This window comes from Rhodococcus sp. AQ5-07 (assembly GCF_009707305.1).
GTDB classification, from domain to species: domain Bacteria; phylum Actinomycetota; class Actinomycetes; order Mycobacteriales; family Mycobacteriaceae; genus Rhodococcus_F; species Rhodococcus_F erythropolis.
In genome coordinates this window covers 1,827,059-1,851,162 of sequence record NZ_CP046099.1, presented here as the reverse complement: position 1 = coordinate 1,851,162, position 24,104 = coordinate 1,827,059, and the positions used below count along the sequence as shown (strand labels likewise).

Below are 24,104 nucleotides of genomic sequence, written 5' to 3'. Positions count from 1 at the left end.
ACACCGACCCCCTCCTAGTACCCATCCGCTACCTCCTGAACGAAAGGCACCACCATGAGCAACGACACCACCGTAGGAAACCGAGCGAGCCGCCGCGCACACCAACACGGCCGACACCGCCGCCACGCCATCGCCCGCCAAAGCGCCATCGCCGTCGTCGCTGCCGCAGCAATGGCAGCCGGAATCACGCTCGCACCACCGGCAATCGCAGCGCCCAGCCAGGCCGGCATCACCGACGGAGGAGGACAAGCCGGCATCAACGACGGCGGCAGACAGTCCGGAGTAACCACCGAACCCACCCCGCCGCCGGCCACAGAACCTCCAGCCCTCACAGAGCCCATCTACTGGATCGACCCACCCACGCAATACCAGAACATCGACTACCAGCCGCTACTGAACTGGGACTACGACACCAACACCTACACACCACCCACCTACACCGACACCACACCAACCGACTACACCCAGCTCCATCTCCCCGGCCCCGTCGACGCCGTCGCCCCGATCATCGCCCCACGCGACACCCTCCGCATCGGAACCTTCCACATCGCACAACCGAACTGGGTCTCCGACGTCGACCTCGAACGAACCAACAACACCACCGCCATCATCGAATCCGGAGTCGCCACCGGCTGGAACTCCTTCGGCGTCCCCGTCGACAAAGCCAGCCGCGACGCCGCCACCCAAGTCGGCGGAGCCGCCGCCGGAGCACTCGCCGGAGGAATCAGCCTCGCGACCCCATTCGCCATCGGAGGAGCACTGATCGGCGGCACCGTCGGCGGAAACATCGGCCTCGGACTAGGCAACGTCTTCGTCCCCGGAATCGGCTGGGTAGCAGGCGGGCTCGCCGGAACCGCCGCCGGCGCCGGTACCGGCGCCCTCCTCGCCGGCACCCCCGCATTCGTTCTCGGCGGACTGGGCGGAGGAATAGCAGGATTCACCGCCGCCGTCGCGTACGGCGCAGGCGAACTCGGCGAACCCGTCGAAATCGAGGTCCTCGACATCGACCAACCCGCCGTCACCAGCCAGACCCAACACACGCTCACCGACTGGGAGAACTCCGGCCCCATCGGTGAGGCCGTAGCCACCACCGTCCGCGACACCGTCGCCGCAGCCCCTGCGATCGACCAGCAGGCCCGCGACTTCGTCGCAGCCCAGCCCGGAGGCGAGCAGATCATCGAACACGTCGACACCGCACTCACGGACTTCCTCACCAACGCCACCCCGGGCCTGGCGTCCTCGCTGATCAGCGACGCAGTCGGCGCAGGTATCCCGGCGTAACGCTCGCCCGGTCAAGCACGTTCAGCAGAACCAGGCGCGAGCACCGAAAGGACGACAGCGATGACGAACACGAAAAGACACCCCGCAGTAGTCGACCTACTCGGCGGCACACCCCACGGGGCAACCACCGACACGACTGAAACAGTCTCCGCGCTCAAGCCTCAGAAGACGCCGAAGCCGCTGCGCAAGAAGGAGCCTCGATCACCTCGCCTGCACTACATGGCTGCTCTGATTGTTGTGGTCGCGCTGCTCGGCTGGTTCGTGCTGCGTCTCCTCTCCGGCAATGACGAGCGCGCACAGGCAAGAATCGCCGACGAGACAGACATCCCGGAAACGGCACCTACCCTCGACGTCACCCCACCCGCTCCCGCCGCTGCTGAAACCGATCCAACGGCATGCCGCACCGACCCCGGCGACCAGAAAAGCGGCCCCGGAGTCATCGCAGCGTTCGAATACGCCTACTACGTCACCCGCTCCGGAACAGCCGTCCGTGCACTCACCACCCCCGACACCTCCCTGCCAGCGAAGGAGAAGATCCAAGCCGGAATTGACACCGTCCCAAAAGGAGCCACCCACTGCGTGCGCATCACACCCGTCACGATCGGGATCTACAACGTCGCTCTCACCGAAATGCGACCTGGCCAAGCGTCAGGTCAGTTCTCGCAGACCATCACAGCCAAAGACATCGACGGCCGCTGGTTCGTTGACAGCATCAGCTGACCCACGACGGCGACGACATGCTTCGAGAGAGGTGAATTCCCAATGAATAACTCTGCCAACCGAACCCGCCGCGCCGTAACTGTCGCGGTCGCCGTAGTGGGGGTTATTGCCGCACCGCATGTCAAAGCGACGACACGAGTGCAGTCGCCGGGATGCCCGCCGCTACCAAGCGGAACGGCCGTCACAGACTCCACCGACGACTGCCCGACCAGATCGACATCAATACCGCCGCCGACGCGCCCGTCGACTGGAAAATCCCTATTCGTAGTAGGGCACTTCTACTTGTTCTTCCACATCGACTGCACCTGACCAGGAGAAGAGACTACGAAATGCGCTCCGTAGATTCCGAACAACCTGCCAGCGTGAATAATTCACGTACTTAAAAGCACGTCGTGACCTGCTGACAGGATGAACACGCCGAGATCAACAGGGGGAATTCAGTGTCCAATAACTTGACCGTCATACCGGGCAACGAGGGCTCGCCGGTCATCATCCATGTTCCGCATTCCTCACATCTGATCCCACCTGCAATCCGCGCCGACCTGATGCTCACCGATAAAGAGTTGGCCGACGAGCTGGACGAAGCCACCGACACCGCCACCGATCAGATCGCGCTCACTGCCCTCGCCCACGTTCGCGTGCGGCCCACGATCGTGATTAACGAGCTTTCACGTCTGGTTATCGACCCCGAACGGTTCCCCGACGGCGATCCGGCAGAGGCGTTCGGTCGCGGCGCCGTCTACACCCGGTCCTGCTCTGGGTTGCAGTTGCGCGCCGAACCGTATACACGTCGGGCGGAACTGATCGAGGCCTACTTCCGTCACTACGCTGACGCCGTCACCGATGCCGTGGAGAACCGGTTGAACGCTTGCGGGCGGGCGATCGTCATCGACTTGCACTCATACCCAGAGGGTCCGTCCGGATTTGAGGACGCTGCCGCGCCGAGGCCATCGTTGTGCATCGGCACCGACCCGGTGCATACACCGCCGTGGTTGATCGACTCCGCCCGTGACGCTTTCACGTCCCTCGGTAAGATCTCCGAAAACACGCCCTATAGCGGAACGTACGTGCCCCTAATGCATTACGGCATCGACGATCGGGTGTCGTCGGTGATGATCGAATTGCGCCGCGACACCTACCTGGCCGATCCGCGCACCCCCCATCTCGAACGCCTCGCGCAGCTCGGCCGGGATCTCGCCGCTTTGATCGACACAGCGACCGCCCGAGTCGCTGATGTGTAAACCCAAACCCGGCCCACGCTGCACCCGGTATATACGCGTACGCCTCGAGAATGCCGCCGTCCGAGGCGATGTGGCTCGCACCGCGCTCGAGGAGAACCCCAGCCACGCACGCCTGCAACGGCGCGTAGCCACCGCCGAAGCCGCCTATCGCGACACCCTAGAGGTCTATGACTCCACCCCCGGTGGCCAGAACGAACTCCGCGCAGCAATGACCGTCGAACCCGAACCAGACCGCCGCGCCGAGCTGACGCGGCGACTGACCGCCGGAGAGCAGCTACGCGCCGAACAAACCGAGGCCCTGCGCCGGATACAAGGCGGCGTGGACAATGACAACGAGAGAAACAAGAGGGGAACACGATGGACGAACCGATGACGCAGGAACGCCGCGAGAAGTTCTGGAGGAAGTACGGCTGGAGCCCGGAACTCCCGGAGAACCAGCGCAAAGCGATCGAAGCACGCTTCCCGGACTGGGGGATCGAGGAAGCCGAAGCCCTCGGCTCTTAATTGGCGACCGCCAGATCCAACCGGTCACCGACCACACCCTCCCTGCCGACGAACACGAAAGCTTCGCCGCGCGCGGACTATCTGCTCCCACGCTCTACGAACTAGTTCCCGCCGACGCCGGCGTCTAACGCGAGCAGATGCTCGAGCTCACCCGAAAAAATCCCTATGCGGCGTCGGTCCACGTCTGCGAGGAAACCGAGTACCGGCAGATGCGGCTCCTGGTGACCGACGACGGAAAAGCCGGCGTCGCACTCAAAGACGACGAAGTCGTCTCGGTGTTCGCGCACAAGGACAGCGCGCACTCTGATGTCGCGCAGTCGATGCTCCGACAGGCAACCACCCTCGGAGGTCGTCGTCTGGACTGCTTCGACACCGTCCTGCCAACGCTCTACGCGGACGCCGGATTCGTCCCTGTCGCGCGCCTGGCTTGGAACGACGACTACGCACCCGACGGCTGGGATTACCAACAGTTCGGCCGATTCAACGGCGGTCGGCCCGATGTCGCGTTCAAGGCCTATGACCCCGACCGTGTCGGCGGCATTTACACGCCCGGGGCGGGGGAGTACGTCGACGACTACGACATCGGCATCGCCCGATCTCAGGCGTACCAGCCAGACATGTCGAAAAACTGAATGCGCAAGCACTATGACCGGTATGCCGAGGGAATCAGGCGTGTCCTGAATTATCAGATACTGCAGATAAGTTGTCGCGTTGACCGACAAAACGAAACTCCGGAATCCTGCCGGGGGGATGAACGCGCCGACGGCCGCTACTGAGGTCACCATGCTCGGTGTTCGCCCCACGAGCGGTGAACACGAGCGGTGAAATCGACTGGGCCCGCAACGACGTTCTCACTTCGATCACGAGTGTCCCGGCGTTGACGGACACAATTCCCGCCTAGCTCGTCCCGAAGACCGCAGCGGACTGCACTACGACATCGAATCCGGCCACGGAAACATTCGGCCTCAACGCATCCACGGGGGTCGCGAAGTGGTCGATCGACCTTTCGGCTCTGCCTGGCCCCCGCGACAACAAGAGCACTTGCACAGCGGACGAAGTTGCCGTGGTGAATCTTCCAGCAGTCCAGATTACGCGTGCAGCTGTGCCGGACGTGGGGACCTTCTACGGTGACGCCAATTACAACCTGCGCACGAACGTCCTCGCCGAAACCGGACAGCCGTTGAGTGGTTTCGAGCACTCGAAGATCACCGCGAAGACGTACGGCCCGGTCAACAATTTCGCGTCGTTCACGGCGGACAAAGGCGCTGGTACTGACTCCTTCACCTACGTCGTAGACCGGGTAAGCGGTGAGGTGAAGGCTACGGTCGACACCGCTGCGATCAGCGCAGTCGGCGGCGAACTACAGAAGCTGTTCGACGGTATCGTCTACGTCAAGAACGGTGACGAAGTGTTCACGCTGGACGCATTGACGGGAAAGGAACGGGGCCAGGTGAAAACGATTCCTCTCCGTGAAATCAACGGTTGGATTCTCCACGCGGAAGGCACCCTCATCAAATCCGAGTAGGCGACAGCTCAGCCCAAAACAGCTTGGTGCCGGTCGTGTCAGTGGGCCTGCCTAGCGTAAAGAATGCGACGAGCACCTGGTCGCCACATCCTGCCCCCTTTGATCGTAATGTTCGTCCGCGGTCCTGACCTGATCTTTCGTGATCAGGTTGGCAGTGTGTGGCGACCTGGTCTTTTCTCCCTTCAATCGCGTCATGTTTCTAGCAGTGTGAGAAGTGGACTGGTTTCCCGGCCGCGGGCCGCTGAGCTTGGGGTGCCGCACCTGCAATCTGGCGGTGGTCAACTCTGGTCATGACACATCAGCAGTCAAACCGAATCATTTTCCGCACCGACGGGACCGAAGTTCGCAATGTCCTCGACCTGCTTCCTGGCGATGTCTTGAGCATCAAGGATGCTGATGGCATCGTCACCGAACCAGCGGTCAATCACGTCACGCGAGTCGACGAGCGAATGTCCACGTCGAAATCGTCGACAATGCAATCGACATTCCTGTCACCTTGTTCCTTCGGCCGGAATCACCTGTGACGGTGGTACATCCGTACGAGTGTGTAGTCGGAACGTCGAACCCGACGATTGTGGAGAGGGACGCCACGTTGCAGTCGATGGGTTTCGATCAATATTCGACTCCTGTCCCACCGACCGAAGCTGATCGGGACGCGCTAATTCAGGTGGCAAACTTCCGATTCCAATCAGAATCAGAAACCGACAAGCAAACCCGGATCAACCAGGACGTGATGCTTCTACTCGAGCACGGCACTCTCTTGTGGGACGCGAATCATCTGAGGGCCCGAATCTCTGCGTTCACGACCGACGAGGGCGATTACCTCGCGTTTCATGTCATAAATTGCCTCAGAAACGAAGAATCGAGAATCGGGGAATGGCCGGTAGATCTCGAAGACCGCAACGAGACAGCTCGGTCGGCATGGCATCTCCTCGGGTTGCGCTAGATCAGATCGACAGAGCTGCGCGACAGTCCTCACGCACAGGTGTCGACGTCGTAGGTGGGGTCAGGACAGGAGAACTCGTATAACGGGCACCGGGAGTATTGCCGGAAGCTGCGCCCATCGGTGCGTCAGCAACCCAATTGAGTGGGTAGGTGGTCTGAACCCGCCATATCGCCCACAGCAGAGTCTCTTTGCCGGATTCACCCTGACACCCATGCCTCCTCACCGGATTGAGGTGGCCGCACGTTAGTTCCGCAGTTGTCGGGACGGGATGGTCAAATCTCCAGATGACGCGCACCGCTCTTGAACCCGATGTCTTTGTTCACCACTCAGCAAATGTGATGGCCTGGCAAGCGGTCTCCACAATGGTGGGGGTGTTTGCCTGTGCGAGCGCCGTATATGTGGGCGGGATACAGCCGGTCGAGCCTCTTTGGCTAGTCGCTGCGATCCCTCTGGGAATCTTTGCTCTGATCGCGACTCAGCTCCTCGGCTACCTGTATGTCAACGCTGCCGATCGCCGCACCTTCCTCCATCCGCGACCCACTGGTGGGATCTTCGCCATGCCTCAGGTGCGCAGCCGCTGGCTGCCAGCGCAGGTTCTGCTGTGGGGAGCGATCACTCCTGTGGTCCTGGTGTACGTACTGTTCACAGTGCTTGATCCGTGGTTGCGTTCGGTTACAAATATCGCGGCGACGGTTGTGGGGGAGGACCGAAGCGCTTGGTACACCGATGTCCCCGCGGCCTGGATGGCGTTGACAATCTTCGCCGGTGTTGTTGTGGAAGAGATCGTATTTCGCGGCCCAGGGATTCTGCTGTGGCAGCTCCGAGATCGTGTCGAGAGCCGATACGCGAGGATCGCTCTCAGCGTCACTGCTGTCGTGGGTGGCGGGCTTCTGAGCGCGGTCGGATTCGGCTACTTTCACAGTTCGTACGGAGCCTGGAATGTATTGATCGCGGCGACCTTCGGGTTCCTGTTCTACCCGCTGGTCCTGGCCACCAAATCGCTGTGGCCAGCAATCATCGGCCATTTCGTGTGGAATCTCGACTCATTCCGTGTGCTGCCTTGGATTCACTAGTTCCTCGGGGAGGTCAGGGGGTCCGATACGGTACGAGGTATGGATCCGTCAACGATTCCGAATCTCCCAGCCGCAGCCCAGGGCCTCGGACAGCTTTCGCCTTGGGAGGGAGGGGAGAAGAAGCGAAGGCCCGAGTCGTCGCTGCAGTCAGCCAGTCGCAGGCATCTTCGACCACTCGGCTTATAGGTCTGACTGGAATCGCTTCGCCCACTGGTGCTCTTCGAATGATCTCGTAGCGTTGCCGGCCGCACCTGAGACCGTGGCGTCGTATCTCGCAGAAGCCGGCACAGCGAATACCGGGACGGACACCAGGCTGACGTACTCACCTGCGACGCTGCGACGGTGGGTGGCGGTGATCAATTTCTTCCATCGGGTGGCGGAAGCACCTCCACCAAGCGTGAGTCAGTTGGTAGCGTCGACGCTGGCAGGACTACAGCGTAAGGCGTGATCCGAACTCACTTAGTCGGCAACGTGATGCACTGCTGCTCGACGACATTGAGCAAATCTTGGTGACAGCTCGTGAGGGCTGCTGCGGTTGGATTGATCAGGTATGAGAGCGCCACGATTCAGCGCTACTGCTACTCGCGCTCGCGGGAGCTTTCCGTCGTTCAGAACTTGCAGATCTCAGGTCACCGAACTACGCCACACTGCCTGACCGACTGCTCCGGATGATGGCCTGTTGCGCTCGAAAACTGCTGTACTGCAAACAGCTTGACAGCACCTCGTCGAAACCCGAGCCCGGCTGGTCACTCCGATCTTGGCCCGTTAGGTTCGTCGGCGGTGAGCCAATCGGTGGGTATCAGGGCGACGCCGTTTCGCCAGTTGTCGATCACTGAGTCGGCGAACCATGGATCCGAAAGGTTCGCGTGGTCACACACGATTACTTGGAGATCTCCATCCAGTGAGGCCACCACATCCCGCATGAGTGTGAATAGTTGTCGCACTGCCGTCCAGTCGGCATCTTCATGGTCGGCAGCATCGACTACCTTTTCGGGAAAGAACGCTTGGGTTGGCTGGTCGAACATCACAAATCGCGGGACCGGTCGGTCATGCGTGACGAACCAGTGATGTAGCGCCAGATGGGCGACAAGATGGTACCCAATCAAGTTTGCGGCGCTTCCCATTCGGGCGAGAGGAATCCGGCCGCCCGGTCGCTGAATCACTACCGTTAGTTCGGATGGGTCGAGTCGTACGGTGTGCTGGGACCCCTCAAGCTCCAATGCCTGGGCGTAATCGGTCATTAGTTCGGACAGAGAGTCCATCGCGCCTTCGAGAGCAGATGCGGGATTGTCGTCCTCGTATGCGTGCTCCAACCGAGCGACGTGTCCGCGTGCCAACCGCGCGCTGTCTCTGAGGGCTCCGAGATCGTCGGTGAAATCGACTCCTCGCTCCAGTTCTTGGCTAACTCGGCCTTGAAGGAACGCGATCTGTTCACCTCTCTCACGGCCAGCTGCGATCTGAGCTTCTTGTTGAGACAACGCGTCCAAATCAATTACGTTATCGCCGATCGCAGCGACTATTTCCTTCCGCACACCGCCGATACGTTCAATGGTTGCCTCTCGCCGAGCGGTAGCTCCGCGAGATGCTGATAGGCGCTCTTCGAGGGTGGCTAGTAGATGCCGAAGGTCAGAGATGGATTCGTCCGGTGTGTGAAGGTCCTGATCGCATAGTGGGCATGTTGATGTGGCGTTGTCGGTCCCGTTCTTCTTGGGGAGGAGAAGGTCCAGCGCACGTAGTCGGTCATGTTGGAAGCCGTATTCGACGTCAGAGCTGGACTGGTCGTTCTGAAGTCGTTTGAGCAACACGATTTGATCGTCAATCTCGCGGAGTCGGCCACGAAGAGCCCGGCCTTCTTCGACCAGATCCCCACGGCGAGAGACAGTTTCATCCTCGACGAAGCCATTCCGGGGATACGTAAAGGATAGTGCTTGGGACAATAAATTTCGGGCGGGTGCAGCCGAGTCCGCAGCGGTTTCGGGAAGCAACCCAAGACCGATGGCTGACCGAATCAGTTGAGCTACCCGAACTTCTCGAACATCCAAGTCTGCTTCCGCTGCTTGCAGTCTATTTTCAATGCCTCGCAATGTTCGTCGAGCCGAAACAAGTTGACGCCGAATATTTGCCTGTTCCGGAGTTGATACGCCCAAAAAGTATGGCAGAGATTCCCGTAACGCTTCCTTTACATTCCTGTCTGCCTGTCTATGAAATAGCAAGTTTCTACTTGCAATCTCATCCTGAGACTGAAAACACATAAAAAGGGCTTGCCTGACTGATACCTGAAATGATGTACGTAAGGAGCGTTGGTCCGGTTCGACGGTAAAACGTTCTATTTCAAGGCGTTCGCTGAGCACATCTCGTAGGACGTCCGTATCGGCGTTGACCTCAAGATCTTGGAAATCTGGCGCAGTTAGTTCGAGATCGCCGAATCGAATCATCGCTCGGTTCGTGCTGGCTGTACTCGGATTTGGCCGACAGAGAAGAACCCGCTCATTTTTGAACTCTACTATCAAATAATACCAGGCAGCATGATCGCTGACTGTCCCTGCAGAAATGGTAACTTCATCGCGACCGAGACAGAACTCGACAATATCGAGGACTGCGGATTTTCCCGTCCGCGAGCGACCAGTGAGAATATTCAAGGATCGCAGTTTAAAAAACAGATCTCGTCGATCTCCGAATTGGTTGTATACACCCAACGAAATTAATTGCACTTCAACTCCCAATTCCGAGAAGCTCGAACGCTGATTGGACTTCTATAACATTGAACCAACGTCCGCAGATGCGAGCAGCGCGCACGGCTTCGGTGAGTTCTGCCGGCCAAACCTTGCTCGGGTTCCGTGGTCGAGCGGTTGCGACAAGATCCGTTCCGTCGAGGCGAAGTCGTCCGGCTCGAATCCCATGCCTGATAGCTCGTTTGGTAGGTGTCACCATCGTTGCAACGCGATGATCCATGTCGGCGATCAGGTCAGGGTGGCGGACTGCCCACCCTGCCAACGAGACAGTTGACTTCGTCGGCAATGTCGCGCGCGTGAGGGGATGAAGAGTCAATGGCAGTACTACAAACGCCGCAGGCCAACACAGTCCACGAACACCATGCTGCTGCTTGTGCCAACATGCATTGACAAAAAGCTCGGACGTTAATGCGACATTGAAGAGAGCGATCGCTTCGGGTGCTCTACCACCAGTAGGTGCGGGTTCTGATTCAGCTTGCGACATCGGACAGAATTTCTTCTAGCTTGGACACGAATTCTGGATGCCATCCGATCTGTTCGCCAACTTCGCCATCCGCGAGGGCATGGAACATTCCGCGATTGAACCAGGGAGCTTCAAATCGATCCCGAAGTTTCGCTCGCGATTCGTGGGCTATCATCGTGAATATTTCTTGACCAACGGCTTCGAAATCTATTCGCCCATCTCTCGTCATCTCATAAACACGAGTATCGAAAATTTGCTCCCACTCGTCGTGCAGTTGAAAAGCGAAGCGATCGAGCTCTGTTTCTGAGAGAAGTTGGTGCCTTAGCCAGAATGAGCGTTGCGTAAAAGATCGATGATAATCGCGAATAGCCTTCCATAGCCGCGTATTATCGAGCGCAATCCAAGAAAGTTGTTGCACAAAGCGGCGTGACCGGTAAGGGCCTGTAGATGATTCGCTAAAAGGTTCAAGGGCAGCCGGGTCTATCGGAAGAGTATCCGTTCTTAGCTGGTCAACGATATCAGATATCTGAACGATCAAGTCATTTCCAGTGACGGATTCGAGCGATCGGTCGAGAAGGCGTACCGCTATCCCAGTCCACCATCCGCGCAGAAGATCATAGAATACTGCTTCCTGTCCGGGGGTAATTGCGTATCTGAAGGTTAATGTCAAATTTTCTTCCAGTCGTGCTGCCTGTGGGGAAGAATCGTTCAGAACGATATTCATCACCAAGGATTCACGCTCGGATGGATCAAGCGCGAGAAATCGATGTCGCCATTTTTCGGTCGCTTGATTCGTAGATGTTTCTGCAGCGTTGGTCAACGCGTCAACGGCGTCGGCAGTGTTCCTATGCTCACCAAGCCGAAGGCCAGCTAGGTCTGAATCTGAAGGGAGGATCGATGTGGTCACGAGGCGCAGAATGGGGTTCAAGTCGCGGGGGAGGTCCATCCAAACGTTCAGAGTCCGCCACACGTCGACGCTGGTAGATGTTATAGCTTTTGGAGCGCCGACATGGTGCTTGGTTTGGAGAAGTTCTGTGGGCGATCCGGCCTGATCGAACTGAAGATCGTCCAGAGCCTCGAGTCGCAGTTCTACCATTGGATCAACGGACGCGCGTTTGCCGAGTTCGATGAGAGCCCACATACATTGGTGAAAGTAACCTAGTGCTTGACCGGCAGCGCCATGCACAGAGAGGGATTTTCCCATCGTTTGGCCCTTTCGTATGTATCCGCGAGGTTTGACGTAGCTGCTGCAGCATACATTTCACGAGATTCTAGGTCGGCGGGATCGTCTGTGAACATTATGAACACCTGACGAGTACGGTGGCGCAGCGGGTTGTCGTCAGTGCCGGAAAGTGGATAGGGCCGCATCCCGGACGACGTTATTTTCTAGGTTTGCGCGCGGCGGCGTAGGCGCTGTTGTAGGTCGTCCGACACTCGCGGCACCTGCGTCCTCCGCCATCGCTGCGATGGATCGTGTTCTCTGGCGTGAATTCATGACCACGCTTGCAATGCGAGGCGGGCACGCGGGCGGGGCGGTTCTCATTCTCCGCAATTCGACGTTCGAGTTGCCGGGCAAGGACCTGTTCGCGATGCTGGGCGTAATAGCGCTTCCCCTGCAATCGCGCGAGAGCACGCCGCTTCTCACCGTCTTTCGCATACCGCTCTCGGTCACGAGCACGCGTGCAAATTGCGCACCTTCTCTTGCCGGAGTCCATGAAAGTGTTCTCAGGTGTGAACTCGTGACCCTTTTTACAATGGGTTCGGCGATTGGCTGCAACGGCGCGCCGGGTGTTTTCGGCGCGGGTCACTGTCTCAAGATGATCGGGATTGACACATGCGCGGTTGCTGCATACGTGGTCAATTGTGAGACCTTCCGGAATCTCCCCGACATACAGTTCGTAGCCGAGGCGATGCGCCCGGCGGTTGTGACCAGCCACCGTGACCATGCCATACCCCGAGCAATCTTTAGTCCCAGTCCATAGCCAGCAGCCGGTCTGGCCATCTGCTTTCCACTTCGAATCAAACCGCTCGCGAGCAGTCCTATTGACGATGCGTCCGGCCTTGACTGCGTGGTGACGTAAACGCCGGCACGCCCGGCAGCGTCTCTGCCCGTTAAGGACGTACGCGTTTACTTCGTTCAGCTCGTGGCCGCGCTTGCAGTGAGTCTTGGACCTGTTAACCGACCTGCGCGTCTGCGCGCGGCGGGTGTTTTCCCCGCGCGCCACGACTTGAAGGTGCGCCGGATTGACACAGAGCAGGTTGTGGCATCGATGGTCGATGGTCAGCCCGGCTGGAATTGCTCCGACGGCGAGCGTGTAAGCCATGCGGTGCGCTAGCCAGGTCCGTCTATCTTCACGGTTGTAGACGTTGCCGTATCCGGCTGGGTGCTTTGCCCCAGTCCATTCGAGGCAGTGTCCAGTCACATCGGTGGCGTCTGCAGGTTGGCCGGGCGTCGTTCTTTTTGCGAACCATTCTGGGAGTTCGTCAGTCGTCATGGTTGCATCTCGATTACCTGCAATCGCAATTTCCCTTAAGATCACGCCGTATCCACCATCGTAGTAGGCGGAGCAGCAAAACCGTCACGAACGCTTTCCCTAATCGTCATGAGGTTGGTCAAGCGGTTTATGTCCTGTGAAATGCGGGAACGGAACGGCGCATGGATTTGGGTAATTTGCCAGTTCGGTGCTGCTTCTCATGCTCTAGGAAGTGCTTGTCGGTGAATCGCACCGGAGTGTCCGGAGACTTCATCCTTTGGGAAAGATGGAGTCATGTCGTCAGCAACGAACAAAAGGTACCCGCCCGAACTGCGTGAGCGGGCGGTGCGGATGGTCGCAGAAGTCCAACACGAGTACCCGTCGGAGTGGGCCGCGGTCGAATCCGTGGCCGACAAACTCGGTATCGGAACAGCGCAGACGCTGCTTAACTGGATCCGGAGAGCGCAAACCGACGCCGGGATGCGTCCCGGCGTGACGAGCGAAATGGCGGCGGAGATGCGCAAGCTTCGCGCTGAGAATCGGGAACTCGAGCGTGCCAACGAGATCCTGAAGTCGGCATCGGTTTTCTTCGCAGCGGAGCTCGACCGCAACCACAAGTGATCATCGACTACATCAACCGATACAAAAGCGAGTACGGCGTCGAGCCAATCTGCAGGGTGCTCAGCGAGCACGGCTGCTCTATTGCGCCGTCCACCTACTACGAAGCCCGCAACCGCGCGGCATCCAGGCGGGCCGTTCGCGACGAAGAACTCAAAGCCGAGGTCAGCCGTGTGCATGCCGAGAACTATTCGGTCTACGGCGCACGCAAGGTGTGGCTGGAAATGCGTCGAGAGGGTATCGACGTGGCCCGGTGCACGGTCGAACGATTGATGGGTGTCCTCGGACTCTAAGGGGCACATCGAGGTAAGACCAAACGCACCACCATCTCCGATCCACAAGGTCGTCGCGCGGACGATCTGGTGCAACGGAAGTTCAACCCGGTGGCACCAAACATGTTGTGGGTAGCCGACTTCACCTACGTTTCGACATGGTCGGGTTGGGTCTATGTCGCGTTCGTCATCGATGCATATTCATGCCGAATTCTCGGATGGAGGACGGCGACGACAATGACGACACCGTTGGTGCTCGATGCCATCGAGCACGCAATCTGGACCCGACGCCGAGAAGGGATCACCGACCTGTCCGGGCTCATTCACCACAACGACCGCGGGTCGCAATATACGTCAATTGCGTTCACCGACAGGCTCATTGAGGTCGGTATCGATGCCTCGATCGGGGCTACCGGGTCGAGCTACGACAACGCTCTTCCCGAGACGATCAACGGCCTTTACAAGACCGAGTTGATCAAGCCTCGCGGGCCGTGGCGAACGGTCGAACATGTGGAAATCGCCACGTTGGAGTGGGTGGACTGGTTCAACCACCGACGACTCTACGAGCACTGCGGGGATGTGCCTCCGGCCGAACTCGAGGCGTTCTACTACGGTGAACACAGAACTACGCGAATTGCGGAGTTCTCAAATCAGTAAGTCTCCGGACTCGCCGGTGCGATTCACTCAGGTCGTTTCCGAATGCTCGAAGACAAGCCCGCAACAAAGATGGCTCTGTCCTGGTTGTGGAAAGACTTGCAGGATCTCGGTTGGATCGAAGGCCACTTTCCAGCTCATCTGTAGGGAATGTGGCGGCTCATCGCCCTCACCTGAATGAGAGCCTCGCTCGTCTGGTTTGTGTGTGGCGGGAATCGTCGGTGGGAATGGCGACATCCGGGAGAGATAGCCGCATCAACCGAACCAAAGACACCCGATCTCGTCCAGGAAAAGATGACGCCTACGCTGTGACGTCCATGCCGCAGCAGGTGGCTCCTTGGCGTTGCCACACTGAAGCTGTGTGTTAGGTGAAACCGTGAGCTTAGACGATGCGGTGGGCGCATCTTGCGCTGGTGGTGATGTCGTCGGGAGAGGGCTCGATGCCGCGGTGCGCTGCGTTGTTTCGGGCGTTGACGAGCACGTCAAAGTCTTGATCGACCGTGTAGAGGATCGGCTCGTGTTTCACGAGCCAGTTCGACCATGTGTGCAGATTTGATTTTTTGCTTGGTTTGGATGCAGGGGCGGTGCTGGTCTGGACGATTCGGCTGAGGCAGACTTCAGCTGCAGTTGCGTAGTCGATCATCGCTCGCCGGTAGTAGCCGCGGTCGACGGCTTTCGCGGCTTGGACAAGTAGCTGCCATTCGAGCGGTGGCCGCTTGCATTCTCCGATGTGCAGGAGTGTTTCTCTCCATGCGCTCAAGTCGATTGGTATGACTGTGGGGATTTGGTATCGGGATGCCGATATGTTCCACGACTCGCCCTGCCATACCCGTAGTCCAGGGGCAATGAGTGATGCGTCGTAGATCCGATGGTGGTGGTCGAGGTCTTGTTCGGTCAAGACGGTCACCCATTCGGCGAGCCGTGTGTACCAAGCTTCAATGTTGCGCCCGGCGACGTCTGCGATCCGAGCAGTAGGTGTCCCCTGGATGGAATAGCGGGAGGTGGACTCGTGATCGCCGATGGCGCTGTGTATGTCGTTATGAATTGGAGCGGCAGGACTTTCGCTCAACTCGATACAGACGGCACGGAGTGCGGTGGCACCACCAGTGTGATGAGCGGCGTACTCGGTGGCCCATTCGGGATCTATGCCGGTAGCGCTGGCTGGATAGGCGTCGAGTCGGTGTGGACGTTCACCGAGTAACGGTGCGAGTGCGTTGTGAGGAAGGTCCGAAAGTTTCGGGGCGATTACTCGGCCTCCGTCAGCTATCGGTGGCGTGATTATGCTGGCAGACAAGGGGCCGATATGGGTCTCGAACCGTCCTCCCAGCACGTTGTGATCCACCCAGATAGGTTGGGGGAATTCGTATACAGCTATGACAGGCCGTGAGGTGGTCATAGGGGACTACCATAGCGTCGGCCGCTTTTCGGGCCAGGTGGCTATGTCGTGTAGGCGATCTCCTCCGAGGTGCCGCCTCAGTCAGTTGTGATTGCGCGGATTTGCACCTGTTCGGAACATCCCAGGGTGCGGAGCATGTGGGCACGGGCAACCCGTTCGAGGATGTCGGCCACGGCGCTCAGTTGTTGAGGAGGGTAGCTGCGGTTTCCGTGGGCGAGGTCGTTTCTTAGTCGGGCCAACGCGCTGTCGACCTTGCGGTTGGATGCGTCAAAGGTGGTAAGGACCTCTTCGATCAGCGAATTGGATGCGAGTTCGTCGAGAAGTTTCTCGGCGCCGACTTGTCCGAATAGAGTTCGGAGTGCCGCATCCAAGTTCTCCGGGGGCGCTTCGAGATGCGGGTTTTCACGAATTTCAAGTCGGCAGATTCGAGTTTTGCGTCGGGGTTGTCGGCGAGGGCCTGCAATCGGGTGAGCACTCGTTCTCGGGCCGCTAGATGCTTTTCTGTGCGTTCTTGGAAAGTTGCGCGGTTCTGATAGCCGGAGAGGCCTTCGAGAGCTTGTATAAGCAGTAGAAATCGTGATCGTGGGTGTTGGTTCCGTCGGAGCAATACAGGGTCGTAAGTTTCAAGAATCGGGTTCTTGTCGTCGAGTTGACGACGCCACGTTCGGACCAACTCCAGCAGGGACAACTCGTCACGGGCAGTGGTGAAAGCGCTGCGTGCTTCTCTAACTGACGAACCGCGAGATGCGAAGGGTTTCTGAGTGATGCCCGATCCGAATACGTGAAGTCCGCTACCGGGCTCTCGGCAGGTCTTGTCTTCTTGGTGAAGTGAGAGATATGTGATGCGCTCTTCCCGGCCGGTGGCGACGGACGTGATCCGCTGAACGGGGGTGATCCAGTGGTCAATCCAGTCGCGAAGGGTCAGGGCTTGGCCAACTTCGATCCTGACCACAGGGGTGAATCCAACGCGGAAGAAGTATGGGTCGAAGGCTGTGTAACTGATGTTGTACTCGTGGGTGACCTCGGCGCCGTCGTCGTTCCAGATTTGGGTGCTGTTGCCGTTGCCGGTGGCTTTCCATTCTCCTGATCGTGGGTTGGATCCGGCTGGAGGATGATTTGTTTTGAGTAGTGGTGTGAATCCTCCGATCGCGTCGATTCCGGATATTTGGCACTCCGCTCCGAAGAACCGCGGGGAATCTTCGGGGGGGAGGTCGACTCCGACCAGCGCGGTTGAAGCGCGAAGGTCAGTTTGCCCGGGTGTCCAGGTGGACAGTGTTACGTCGAGAAGGAGGATCTCGCTGGCGGAGTCTTCGATATAGCCGCGAAGAGCGGGCAGATGGAAGTATTGGGGAAATGAGAAACTAGCTTCCCCTGTCTCTGGGGTGACATGCAGTCCTGGCATCCACTCGTAAAGAGTGCCTTTGGGCGCCTGATCGGCTTGGAGGTCGACTTCCCCGGCGAAGCTATCGGCGGTTAAGTCGGCTGCGGGTTCTTCAGCAACCGGGGACTGGAGCGTTTCAGAGGAACGATCACTACGGCGGCGAATGCGTGACCAGAAACGTGTCGGGCGACGAGTTGTCACCTCGTCCATTTTGGCATGGCCGTCGACTACGACGTCGTCGAGTGCAGCAGCAGGATGCTCGACGCGCCCAAAGCCGGCAGGTATTTCCCATCGACAGCGGTAGACGCCGGGTTTAGGGCTCACGTTCAGTGCTATGCCGTTTTCCATAGTGTTACATCATGCACAGCGTGTGCAATCAGCAGTGGAGTGGTCTTGATAACCCTTGAAGAATCCCCGGGCACTGTGAAGTCCATGGCTCCGGAAGGCTCGACACGCGTTGCGGTTTTCGGGAGCAGGCGACCCACCTTCCTGCGAGTGACCAGCGGGCTGGTGGACGCCTGTTCGCGACGTACCCGAACCGTTTGCCGCGCCAAATTGCTACCTCGTGGCGAACGCCCTCCAACATCATTGGTGCGTTGTGCGACCGATTTTTCGGGGGGCTCCCGCGGACAGGGAGTTCGTCGACGAGCGCCTTCAGCGGGCTCGGCAATTGCTCTACTTGGAGAACTATCTATTGAAAGCTATTGCAGCACTGTATATTTGGATTCTCAGGGCCAATGTCACGTATGCACAATTTTCACCCATTCTGGGTCGTGTTGCTATCGAGTTCGAGTAGTGTGCGGGGTCGAGATTCGGCGCAATTTAGTGATGAAGGGTCGGGGCGGGTATGGATTCAGGGGAATTGATCCGGCGCAAGACTGTTTGTGCAGAGACGATGGATCGAATCAGTTCGAGCACTGATTCTGTGCATTCTGTACCGACTTTGAAGTTTGTGAAGAAGTCGGGTCGTTGTGGTTTCTACAATCGCAAGAAGAACGAAGTTTCGATCCGTGAGAAGGATTTCCTGTCTGAACCGTCGACTTCGGATGGGGTGGTCGAGGCTGTGGTTGTGTACGAGTTGGGGCATTGGGCGGATCCGAAGTTTGACACGAGGTGTCGTCGAAGTTCAGTTGCGATTCTCATGTCGGTGATGCCGGCCGGGTTGGTTGCTCTCGGGTTTCTAGTCGTGAAGCTGTTCGGCGGGTCGGATCTGTTTTCCTTGTTGGCAACGGTCGCGGTGATGCTCGGTGTTCTGGCACTGCATGTGGTTGTGCCGTTTTTCTCGTGGAGTTCGGAGTACGAAGCTGATCGTTTTGCGGCTTCCATCATGGATAAGGGCTCGGTTGTCGAGTTCTTGGAGTCTCTGGTCGGGCAGCGGTTGCCTAGACCTTCTCATCCAAGTCCTGCGAGTCGTGCCGCTCGTGTGCGAAGCAGTTAGATACTGTTTTCGACGTCGGTAATATTACCGCTCGATATCGGCACCGGGTGTGGAGCTGAGGGTGAGGCATGTAGCCTAATCGGCTAATCGATCGCGGTCGGATGGCCGAACCGCAGATGCGCTGTCTCCTATAGGCGCGCGACCTGGTGAACGCTTCGTTAGGCTATAGACGACGACCTTATAGGTCCGGTCTGAATGGTTCGTCCGGTCTGAAACAATAGGCCGGTGAAAGTTGATGGTGTTGACGGACAAGGTTTTCCGCGCGTGCTGACCGATATCTGGTTCGACGCACAGAAGGCTCCCCGCTGCCTCGCGTTGAGTGTGCGCCTTCCGATGCTTGTTCCTCTCGACCAACCGATCGAGGTCGACATCGACACCGCGCGACTTCTGCGCAGCCCTCATCGTGACACTCCGATCGACTGTGCCTGGCTCGATATCCCGATTCCGATCCGTCTCTTTTGGACCGCGGCGCAGGTAGACGTGCCGTGCACAACGACGCCGACTGATCATTTGGGCTTCTTGATCGGCTCATTGGCTCCGTCCTCGGTGACGATGACACCGCGGACACGACGCGTTTCCGTGGTGACCGCTTTCGTTCCCGTCGGAGTGTTCAATCCCGTCGACGAGCAGTTGCGTCGCCGAGATGTTCTTGGTCCTCTCGATGTTGTCGTCTGGGCGATCGCGGACCAGATCCGAGCGACCCGTCTTAGTGGACACGCTCTGCGGGATATCAGCGTGGAAGTGTTGCCTGAACAGAGCATCCCGTACACCTACGCGGATGTGTCCGAAGGCAAACTGATCTGGACGGGTCAATGGGGGACGTACCACCATGAAGGGCCGCGGGCTGACTCCGTCGGCTATCACGAAGCTCCGCTATCGAAAGCGGATCAAGACGAGATCAGACGCCGGTTCGCAGACCTGAGACACGGAACAACGTCGGCGGTGATGGCCGATCTGCTGATGCGGGCGCATATCGCGCTCGATGCAGGACTGCCCGAAATGGCAATCCTGGGCTACGCCATCGCGTGTGAAAGCTGGATTACCAACTTGGCGCTGTCACTGAAATGGGAAAATTCCGAGATCGAAGCAATCGCCGCGGCCAAACTTGGCCTCATCAATTCCGGACCGCACACCCTCCTGCGTAAGTGCGACGAACTCGGGGGTGGGTCGTGGGACGATGACAAGGAAGGCCACATCCGCGCTTGGCTGCGCGACGTCGCAGGTGAACGCAACCGAATCGTTCACCGTGGTGAACGGGCAACGATGGACCAAGCGGACCGTGCGAGGGAGGCTGCCGGTCAGCTGATCGAGCTGCTCAAGCGAAGGATCGTGAGCAGTTCGAAGTTCCCGAGAACCCGGACGCTGTTCGTCGGCGAGCGCAGCGTCGACGAATACGGCTCGAAGAAGCGGAAAGAGCAACTGCGAGTCGCCATCTCGGGCACGGCGGCTAATCTCTCCAACGAAGAGGACTTCCGTGCTTGGCGAGAGAAGGTGCTTGACCTGACCTATCGCCGAGCGGACCGATCCGTCTGAACCTTCCGGAACAGCTCTCGGGCGATCGTCGAGCTCCGTCCCTTACCGGATTCGCCAGTTGTACTGGCTAGGAATCGGTTTTGCGACAGAAGTTCAGCGACAGAAAGGGTAGGCCGCTGCCGATGGCGGCTTGACTCCGGCGCCCGCAGACCCGATGCGATCGGTCGTCCCCTGAGTTTCTCCAATTCGATCAGATCGCGGACGGGAGCGGCCCCACGTCGTTGCCGAGAGTAGTTGACATTCGGAGAAGAAACGTGAAGGCGTTTGGCTGGGAGGATGATCTGCCAGCGATCGGGCTGTGCCCGTCGAATAGCGGCCGCATGCTCGCTGTCCATGTTGCGTTCGTGTCGACCGCGAGGGTCTCGTCTGACGTCAGCTGATGACATGTGCCAGAACGGCTTCCTCGTTTCGATGAGGAAATAGTGCGAGGTCGAAATAGACTCGGTGGCCGTCCTCGTAAGTGGTCCACGCGATCGACCGGGGCCCGGTTGAAGGATGGAGGGGAAAGTCAGGTGCCGGGGCGCAAATTGGATTGCACCTGAGGTCGTTAAGTTTTTGCTCTTCGTTGGTGCTCAGTTTCGTGCGGTTGTGAGTCACTAAGAAGATGTTGCCGCCGTGCAGGCGATAGGCGCCGACCACAGTGATCAGTCCTGTCGTACGACTCGTGTATCGGAACGGGCGTGCAGATGCGGTGCTCTCGACAAGGAAGAACCGGAACTCGGAGCATTCGCCTGCTGGAGGTTGTGTGATCCACCTCGTCACATCGGACAGTTTGGTCGGGTCGTTCGGAACATGGACGATGTCTTCGCTGGGAATCAGTAAGGTGAAGGCCTCGATCCATCCGTTGACGGGCGCCGGTCGAGTCCAAGCGTCTAGCACTCGCGATGACGGGTCGGGGCGCCGAACCCAGTGTACTTTTGGGTGTGCCGTCCGTTCGAAGGCGATCTGATGTCGCCAGTCGCCCGACTCATGCAAGCTGATCTTCGTGAAACTTTCTTCCGACATTGCTTTGACATAGACATCGTCGGACTTTTTCGTGGACCAGATTCGCCATAGTCCTGAACGTAGATTTGGAGATCCGACTGCGAACTTGATTGGTTTGTCCGGTCGAGCTCGTCCAATTAGGGTGTCTCGATAGATATCCGGCGTTTTATAGACGCGAACGAGTGAACCACTTACCGGGCTGTCTTGGAAAGCGATGACCGCACATTGATCTTCCACGCAATGATGCTACGGCGTTAAGATCCGATGCAACCCGTGGAGGGGTCTGGTCTACGGCCTGGTAGGGACGAAGTAAAGGCCGTGGTAGGCAGGGAATGCCATCCGGAGGGTTCTTGCCTGCCGTGCCGCATGGCCACAGCCGAACTCTGCCTTGAGGACCGGCTCGTACTACTGCACAAGCACGTGGGCTTCACCTCGTAGCGCAGATCCATGTTCGGCTTCGGGTTGCCTGGCCCAGGCAGTTTTTTGGGGGGGACTCGAGTTCCGGCGCGTTCGTTGCGAGTTTGTTCATCAGATCTGTTCGTCGGTGCTTGGGAGGCCCGAGGTGACGTACCTGCATGGTCCTCGCAAGTTATTGTCGTCGTAGTAGATTAGGTTCCTACTCGCATCCGACTGCGGTGATTGGCCCTGTATGGCGGACGCTTTTGTTCGACGTTCCACGTTCGTCGCTGTTGACGGGGATGAACGTCGATACTTCAGTCAGCGTTGTCGGGATACTGCGGAGCGCAGTGAGATCATGTCCGCTGCGAGATTCCGACGATTGGAATCGCCAGGTTGTTGACGTCCATGCCGTAGTGCGGTCGGTCGGGAAGGTGCTCGTTTGGCCATTCATTTTGGGACACACGCAATTTGAGGACGTTTATTTCAAACGGCACCAGGCGGGGAACCGCCGGCGGAGGTGTTGCCAACTGTGACGAGGCGTGGTGGGATCCCCACGAGGTCAAGGCCGTATCGGTGACGTATTGCCGGATGGCGCGGTTCGGACCTGTTCGAGCAACGTGGGCTGGGTGTACACCCACATTCAGTTTTTGGCTACTGGGCTGGGATCTGGCAACTCGGCGCCGTGATCGCGAATCGCAGTGACGAACCCGTCCGTGGATCCGGTCTCGTGTGCGTTTTTGCTACGCGCTAGAGTCTGGTTCCTGGGATGACCTCATCTCTGTGGCCAAATATTCCGCACATCGCGCATCTTCGTGAGGTGTTAGGCAATGTTTCCTCTCGGTTGTGCTGCACCCGTACACCTACCGAACAGGATTTTCGCCCTCGATCTCATCATCTGGTCCGGTATTCTCGGCCGCTAACGATTCCATGTTGGCTATATGCTGACGATCGCTCTGATGCAGACCCTCATCCAGCGCGAGCTTTCCAAACGGAGTAACGCGAAAGATGACTCGTCCCGACTCGTCCGATGGGTCGGAGCTTTCCAGAACTCCGAGTTCTTCCAGCCGTCGAGCCACGTCATGATAAAAGTCGCCATGTTCGGTCTCTAGCGTTTCAGTTAACGCAATATGTTGTATGTGGACGCGAGAAAATGTCGCCAAAATTTGAGCAGCGGCACGATCTACCTGTAGGGATTTTCTCTCGCTACGGGACGAGAAGATGCCCACCGAAACGGTTGCTACGGCAGCTACGAATCCCACAATTACGGGGGAAGAAACTCCCACGATTCGTATTCAATGACCGAAATTATCCCCGCTGTCAGCCCACCTATTGCTAACACGACCAACATAACGTCTGTGTTCACTCGAACCTGTGCAAATCGTTCCCTGATTCCTGCCCAAAATCCCCGCTGATCTGCTGGCTCAACTGCACCCAATCATCGTTACACGATGCAGTACAGGGGAATTCGACTCCAAAGGCTCGATCGTCGTCGCCCAGGTCCCGCATCAACCGGTCTTCGCCGGCGGCAGAGGTCATCGGCTGTGCTCGATTCGGGACTTTTGTTACAGGGCAGTTTTGGTCCACGAGTGTTGATCGGTGATCGCGGCATCGCCACTCGCCAGCCACGCTTTCATCATGTCGACGACCTCCGGCGCCGCCAGCACTTCGGTATCGAAATGCTGGTCTGTAGATCCTGCTCGGTGTTCAACCGCGAAGCCGTTGATATCGATGCGTGTGGTTTGTATGTAGACCTCGTCACTGGTTTCGACGACGACGAAATCGTCCACTTTCATTGCTCCAACGAAGTGGTCGATCAAATCTGGAGTGATCGTGGGAAAGGTCCCTTCGCGAGAGGTCGAGACTTTTCCGGCGACCGACCTGCGCGGACTGAGCACTATGTCGAGCTGTGGGTCGTACATGCCATAGTCGGCGGCGAATGCTCGAGGCACCATCACATCGCGAGCATCCTGTATGCGTCGCCACGGAGATGGAACAAACACCGCGGCGCCGGTTCCACTCAATGGAGTGACCGACAAGAATCCCTGTTCTTCTGTCAGATCTGCGTTGACTGCGCTGATGTCCGCGGCAAGACTGGAGGCAATCGAGGTCGCCGGTTCGTCGGCCTCGTCCTGCGCCAGTGCGAAGGCACGGGCGGCTGCGGCGGTTTGGCAGTGCTCGGCGGGTAAAAGCCAGAAATCGTAGCTCATCTCACGATGTTAGTCATTTCCCGGGCCGCTGTGAGGCAGGCGTTGTCCCAGCGCGGCGCGAGCTTCTCAGCGGGCTGGATCGCCTACGAGCTCGAGCCTCAAAAGCATGAACGCCGACCGCAAGATGTGTGCGATGACCCCCGAAGTAGTAGGTCGACGCCCGCCGGAAGGCTGGCGCGGAGTCAATCCTCACATCGGCCACTTTCGCGAGCCTTGTTGCGGGATGCGCTGTCGATGCCGGTACCTCGACTGTGGCAGGCACC

Annotated in this window: 20 protein-coding genes and 1 pseudogene; 12 read left to right on the top strand and 9 right to left on the bottom strand. The window is 58.5% G+C overall.

The features are described 5' to 3' along the window. Nucleotides 1-54: 54 nt before the first annotated feature. From GJB56_RS08570 to GJB56_RS08535, 9 genes are all read left to right on the top strand, one after another. Nucleotides 55-1,281, top strand: coding sequence for an insoluble domain protein (locus GJB56_RS08570; protein WP_113684282.1), 1,227 nt, complete (start codon nucleotides 55-57; stop codon nucleotides 1,279-1,281). Between the two features lie 60 nt (nucleotides 1,282-1,341). Then, the gene (locus GJB56_RS08565; RefSeq protein WP_113684283.1) at nucleotides 1,342-2,001 is read left to right on the top strand and encodes a hypothetical protein; all 660 of its coding nucleotides are present in this window, start codon (nucleotides 1,342-1,344) and stop codon (nucleotides 1,999-2,001) included. 440 nt (nucleotides 2,002-2,441) lie between these two features. Then, a complete protein-coding gene (locus GJB56_RS08560; RefSeq protein WP_113684284.1) occupies nucleotides 2,442-3,242 on the top strand; it encodes an N-formylglutamate amidohydrolase in 801 nt (266 codons plus the stop codon). Next, complete coding sequence (locus tag GJB56_RS08555) at nucleotides 3,235-3,615, top strand: hypothetical protein (RefSeq protein WP_154606662.1); 381 nt, start codon at nucleotides 3,235-3,237, stop codon at nucleotides 3,613-3,615. Before GJB56_RS08560 ends, GJB56_RS08555 begins: the two co-directional genes overlap by 8 nt. Next, complete coding sequence (locus tag GJB56_RS31345) at nucleotides 3,600-3,746, top strand: hypothetical protein (protein ID WP_195849591.1); 147 nt, start codon at nucleotides 3,600-3,602, stop codon at nucleotides 3,744-3,746. Before GJB56_RS08555 ends, GJB56_RS31345 begins: the two co-directional genes overlap by 16 nt. 137 nt (nucleotides 3,747-3,883) lie before the next feature. Next, nucleotides 3,884-4,378, top strand: a complete 495-nt coding sequence (locus GJB56_RS08550; protein ID WP_113684286.1) for a hypothetical protein — start codon at nucleotides 3,884-3,886, stop codon at nucleotides 4,376-4,378. Nucleotides 4,379-4,812: 434 nt separating this feature from the next. Further along, nucleotides 4,813-5,271: a hypothetical protein gene (locus tag GJB56_RS08545; protein ID WP_154606661.1), complete on the top strand. Its 459-nt coding sequence runs from the start codon at nucleotides 4,813-4,815 to the stop codon at nucleotides 5,269-5,271. A gap of 1,230 nt (nucleotides 5,272-6,501) precedes the next feature. Continuing rightward, nucleotides 6,502-7,290, top strand: coding sequence for a CPBP family intramembrane glutamic endopeptidase (locus GJB56_RS08540; RefSeq protein WP_113684289.1), 789 nt, complete (start codon nucleotides 6,502-6,504; stop codon nucleotides 7,288-7,290). A 238-nt stretch (nucleotides 7,291-7,528) separates the two neighbouring features. Further along, the gene (locus GJB56_RS08535) at nucleotides 7,529-7,738 is read left to right on the top strand and encodes a hypothetical protein (RefSeq protein ID WP_154606660.1); all 210 of its coding nucleotides are present in this window, start codon (nucleotides 7,529-7,531) and stop codon (nucleotides 7,736-7,738) included. 298 nt (nucleotides 7,739-8,036) lie between these two features. Here GJB56_RS08535 and GJB56_RS08530 read toward each other — a convergent pair whose 3' ends face one another. From GJB56_RS08530 to GJB56_RS08515, 4 genes are all read right to left on the bottom strand, one after another. After that, nucleotides 8,037-9,929 (bottom strand): DUF3732 domain-containing protein, encoded by a 1,893-nt coding sequence (locus GJB56_RS08530; protein WP_154606659.1) that lies wholly within the window; start codon nucleotides 9,927-9,929, stop codon nucleotides 8,037-8,039. A 73-nt stretch (nucleotides 9,930-10,002) separates the two neighbouring features. Then, complete coding sequence (locus GJB56_RS32055; RefSeq protein ID WP_442792713.1) at nucleotides 10,003-10,506, bottom strand: three component ABC system middle component; 504 nt, start codon at nucleotides 10,504-10,506, stop codon at nucleotides 10,003-10,005. Beyond that, nucleotides 10,493-11,689: an ABC-three component system protein gene (locus GJB56_RS08525; RefSeq protein ID WP_162793456.1), complete on the bottom strand. Its 1,197-nt coding sequence runs from the start codon at nucleotides 11,687-11,689 to the stop codon at nucleotides 10,493-10,495. Before GJB56_RS08525 ends, GJB56_RS32055 begins: the two co-directional genes overlap by 14 nt. A 175-nt stretch (nucleotides 11,690-11,864) precedes the next feature. Next, nucleotides 11,865-12,980: an HNH endonuclease signature motif containing protein gene (locus GJB56_RS08515; protein WP_113684292.1), complete on the bottom strand. Its 1,116-nt coding sequence runs from the start codon at nucleotides 12,978-12,980 to the stop codon at nucleotides 11,865-11,867. Nucleotides 12,981-13,253: 273 nt separating this feature from the next. Between GJB56_RS08515 and GJB56_RS08510 the strand changes: the two are divergent. Further along, nucleotides 13,254-14,506: pseudogene (locus tag GJB56_RS08510) on the top strand (IS3 family transposase). Nucleotides 14,507-14,885: 379 nt separating this feature from the next. On the opposite strand, the gene GJB56_RS08505 reads toward GJB56_RS08510, so the two are convergent. After that, on the bottom strand, nucleotides 14,886-15,899 hold the full coding sequence (locus GJB56_RS08505; protein WP_154606656.1) for a hypothetical protein: 1,014 nt from the start codon (nucleotides 15,897-15,899) through the stop codon (nucleotides 14,886-14,888). A 292-nt stretch (nucleotides 15,900-16,191) separates the two neighbouring features. Beyond that, a complete protein-coding gene (locus GJB56_RS08500) occupies nucleotides 16,192-17,628 on the bottom strand; it encodes a hypothetical protein (protein WP_154606655.1) in 1,437 nt (478 codons plus the stop codon). Nucleotides 17,629-18,127: 499 nt separating this feature from the next. On the opposite strand from GJB56_RS08500, the gene GJB56_RS08495 reads away from it, so the two are divergent. Beyond that, nucleotides 18,128-18,718, top strand: coding sequence for a M48 family metalloprotease (locus tag GJB56_RS08495; RefSeq protein WP_113684296.1), 591 nt, complete (start codon nucleotides 18,128-18,130; stop codon nucleotides 18,716-18,718). Nucleotides 18,719-18,943: 225 nt separating this feature from the next. Continuing rightward, complete coding sequence (locus tag GJB56_RS08490; RefSeq protein ID WP_113684297.1) at nucleotides 18,944-20,251, top strand: hypothetical protein; 1,308 nt, start codon at nucleotides 18,944-18,946, stop codon at nucleotides 20,249-20,251. Between the two features lie 372 nt (nucleotides 20,252-20,623). Here GJB56_RS08490 and GJB56_RS08485 read toward each other — a convergent pair whose 3' ends face one another. From GJB56_RS08485 to GJB56_RS08475, 3 genes are all read right to left on the bottom strand, one after another. Next, a complete protein-coding gene (locus GJB56_RS08485; protein ID WP_154606654.1) occupies nucleotides 20,624-21,472 on the bottom strand; it encodes a hypothetical protein in 849 nt (282 codons plus the stop codon). A gap of 1,022 nt (nucleotides 21,473-22,494) precedes the next feature. Beyond that, nucleotides 22,495-22,860: a hypothetical protein gene (locus GJB56_RS08480; protein WP_162793458.1), complete on the bottom strand. Its 366-nt coding sequence runs from the start codon at nucleotides 22,858-22,860 to the stop codon at nucleotides 22,495-22,497. Nucleotides 22,861-23,196: 336 nt separating this feature from the next. Beyond that, nucleotides 23,197-23,841 (bottom strand): hypothetical protein, encoded by a 645-nt coding sequence (locus GJB56_RS08475; RefSeq protein WP_113684299.1) that lies wholly within the window; start codon nucleotides 23,839-23,841, stop codon nucleotides 23,197-23,199. Nucleotides 23,842-24,104 lie beyond the last annotated feature (263 nt).